Source organism: Chitinivorax sp. B, from assembly GCF_005503445.1.
Lineage (GTDB): Bacteria > Pseudomonadota > Gammaproteobacteria > Burkholderiales > SCOH01 > Chitinivorax.
Map to the genome: position 1 here is coordinate 1 of NZ_SCOH01000112.1, position 3,196 is coordinate 3,196.

At 46.3% G+C, this 3,196-nt stretch carries 4 protein-coding genes; all 4 read left to right on the top strand.

Features of this window, described 5'->3' with window-relative positions; genetic code table 11:
* Window positions 1-1,087: RHS repeat domain-containing protein (locus FFS57_RS24475; RefSeq protein ID WP_137940441.1), on the top strand; the 1,087-nt coding region annotated here is incomplete at its 5' end.
* 17 nt (window positions 1,088-1,104) lie between these two features.
* Window positions 1,105-1,758 carry a hypothetical protein gene (locus tag FFS57_RS24480; RefSeq protein ID WP_137940442.1) on the top strand — a complete coding sequence of 218 codons (654 nt, stop codon included), beginning with the start codon at window positions 1,105-1,107 and terminating at the stop codon, window positions 1,756-1,758.
* 56 nt (window positions 1,759-1,814) lie between these two features.
* Window positions 1,815-2,345, top strand: coding sequence for a hypothetical protein (locus tag FFS57_RS24485; RefSeq protein ID WP_137940443.1), 531 nt, complete (start codon window positions 1,815-1,817; stop codon window positions 2,343-2,345).
* Between the two features lie 104 nt (window positions 2,346-2,449).
* A complete protein-coding gene (locus FFS57_RS24490) occupies window positions 2,450-2,803 on the top strand; it encodes a hypothetical protein (protein ID WP_137940444.1) in 354 nt (117 codons plus the stop codon).
* Window positions 2,804-3,196 lie beyond the last annotated feature (393 nt).

Genomic DNA, 3,196 nt, shown 5'->3' on the forward strand with positions numbered 1-3,196 from the left:
CGGCCAACTCACCAGCTATGGCTATGACAGCGACCAGCGGCTGAGCGAAGTGGAACTGCCCGGCAGCAGCCTGCGCTACCAGTACGACCACCAGGGTAACCGCATCAGCCAAAGCCTGAACGGCCAGACCACCCACTGGCTGGTGGATGCCAACCGGGACCATGCGCAGGTGCTGGAAGAACAGGATGCCACCGGCCAGACCACGCATTACAGCCATGGCGACGACCTGCTGAGCCAACAGCGTGGCGACGACGTCCGCTACTTCCTCTATGATGCGCTGGGCAGTACCCGTGGCCTGACCGACGCGCAGGGCAACCTCACCGACCAGTACCAGTACGATGCCTGGGGGCAGACCCGCCAGCATGACGGGACCAGCCAGACGGCGTATCAGTTCGCCGGTGAGCAGTGGGATACCAATCTGGGTTGGATCTATCTGCGGGCACGCTACCTGGACCCGGTGACGGGGCGGTTTGTTTCAGTTGATCCTTTTAATGGCTATGATACGAAGCCAAGTTCATTGCACGACTACCTGTATGCTGATAATGACCCAGTCGTGAATTTGGATCCAAGCGGTAGAGAAACTATTGCCGGTTTAATGACCGGAACAAGCAATGCCCTTGCAATTTCTAATGCAAGAATTCGTTCTGAATTCAAGAAAGGGGCTCGTGCAGGATGGAGGGCCGCACAAGAAGCTGGGCGACTTGCTGAAACAAAGGTAAAGCAGATTGTTCAGCAGTGTTTGAAAATGAATAGGTTTCTACCTGGAAGAATAGGTAAAACTCGTAAATCATTTGATGCAGTTTTTGAATTTGAGGCAGATATATATCGAGTTGAAGCAAAAAATAAGCTTCCTCCTGTAGGTAGTGCAGCACTAAGGCGTTTGGGCAATCAACTTGAAGCAGCACAGAATGCGGGTCAACTGCCACACGCAATTGCATTTGGCCAAACTTTTACAAGGCAGCGTTTGGCCGAAGTGAGGAAGTATTTCGATAAGCGCGGCATAGAGACAGCAAGTATAGATTTTATAGGTGGTTTTGCTACTTTTGCTGGATGGCTTGAAGAAGTTTATGATGTGACTTGTGATTAATTACGAATGCCATGGCCATGAAAAAGATATTTAAGGATTATGCTCGAACTAGAATTGCTGAGGAAATAAAACGTAGGTTTCCCGAGTTCAAGAAGGTTAAGGTATCTCAGGATCAAGGTAATTATTGGATGGGATCCATTGTTTATCGATGGGTGGTTGATTGCGATTTGCATTGCTTTTTACATCATTTCTTTGATAATGATGGCAAGAATGAGATGGGCATTCTAGTACTTTGGTCAAAGCTGGCACGCTACCCGATTTTGGCGTCGCCAGAATTGGCTATTCGCACATTTAATGAAAGAAAAATGGGCATCGCCGGCTTGGACGACCTTCAAGAGGTTGAGATTAATATGGTGCTTCTGAGTGATTTGGAGGGGGTTATTCCCATTTCAGACCCACCAGAGAAAGAGAAAATGCTATCAGCTGTGAGTAAGCCGGATAATTTTCATAGGATTTGGGGGAGTGGCTTTCCACATTTTAATGAGTCTTGGGTTAATGATCCTGTTTTTCATAATTGGGATTATTTGTTGACGTTTGAGGATCGTGAGCCAACTGCTGAAGAGGTAGGCGGTGCGGTTGAGCCGAATGTAATTAAGCTTGTTGATTATATAGAGAAAAGTGCCGTGCCGTATCTGAGGAAATTTTCTGGCCGAGTACATCTTGCTAAATGAAAACTTAACCAATACCCGCATGGGTTAGTTGTGACTATTTGAATAGTGGGGCGTAATTGGACAAACAGTATAGAAAATTTCTTGATAAAATTTTCCCTAAAGAAATGACAGCACGATTTCCACAATTTGAACAATATAAAGGCGATAAGGCTGAGTTTGAAATGTTTCGGGCTGGCACTAAAGCTTACCGACATAAATTATTAGAGCAAGCTTACTGCTATTTACTTACGTCACCAGGAGAGCGCACGGAAACTGATTACTTTGTTAGATTGGGATGGGGATTTGGAGATAAAATCACCGAAACCAACTACCTGGAGCAAATTAGAGCTTTAGATGATATTCCTGATCCTTCCGAGAAATTTGAAACGGGGTTTTGGACATTAGGTGAGATTGAGAGAAAGCAAGCGCACAGTATCGAATCAATCCCTGCACGATCTCGACTGTCTTCCAATCCCGACATGGTTACTGACGACCAGATCGAACAGGCCGTCAAGGCATCGGTATTGGATGTGATGGATCGTTTGGCAGTGCAGATCCCGTTGTTTGAAGACAAGATATTGCAAGCCGCTGCCCGTCGGCAATCGTGATGGTTGCGTGTAAGAGGGTAGGTAAATAGCTAAATGCTGGTATGAACAGACCAACTGCCCGATGGCCGCAGCCGCCGTTTTTTCATTGATAATTGGTTGCGATTATGAGTGGGAATAAAGTCTTTACAAGATTTATGAGTGGGGCATGGAAGGTTTTTAAAGAAAAATACTCTTTCATGGAAAAGCTGAAGGAACCATTTTGTGCTGCAGTTCCGAAGAGCTCTAGTTTCTATTTAGGAATTTCGCCTAAGTATAAAAAGCATGTGTTTGTTAATTTTCAAGCATCAAATAAGCCATGGCGAGTTGGAGAGTTGGAGAGTTTACAATTAATGTTCATATCTCTTCAAAGTATGAGCCGACTAGTAATTTTGAAGTATGGAAGGAAGATTATGATGTTTTTTCAGATGGTTACTATAGGCTCCCAGTGGCACTTGGGGAGGATAAATGGTGGTGTTTGAACCCGACTTCATTGGAATCAACCTTATCATATTGGAGGCCAAGCTCGTACGAGTCGGAGGAAGTTATCATCAACGAGGCGATTGATGATGTTTGCTTGATGCTGGAGAATGGGCTGTTTAAAAAAGCAGGTTTTATCGAGTAATTAATGTGTTACGTTGAAACATGCAAAGTGGTGTTGTACCGGGTTGAATAAGACAATTTGCAGGTCGGACCCTTCGCCAGCAATTCGACGCACGTAACCGGCTGACCTTGCAGCGACTGCCGGACGGTCGTTACCTTCCGGTACCACCTCCAAGTTGCAGGTGGCGGATGCCGGCAGCCTGATGGTGAGAGGCGGGCAGCTGTTCGATGTCGACGGCAATGTGTTCGACCCCACCGGCTTCACGCTCACC

Bases quoted from the DNA above. Each gene is read 5' to 3' on its own strand.
- FFS57_RS24480 (WP_137940442.1), top strand. From the start codon at position 1,105: ATGAAAAAGATATTTAAGGATTATGCTCGAACTAGAATTGCTGAGGAA.
- FFS57_RS24490 (WP_137940444.1), top strand. From the start codon at position 2,450: ATGAGTGGGAATAAAGTCTTTACAAGATTTATGAGTGGGGCATGGAAG.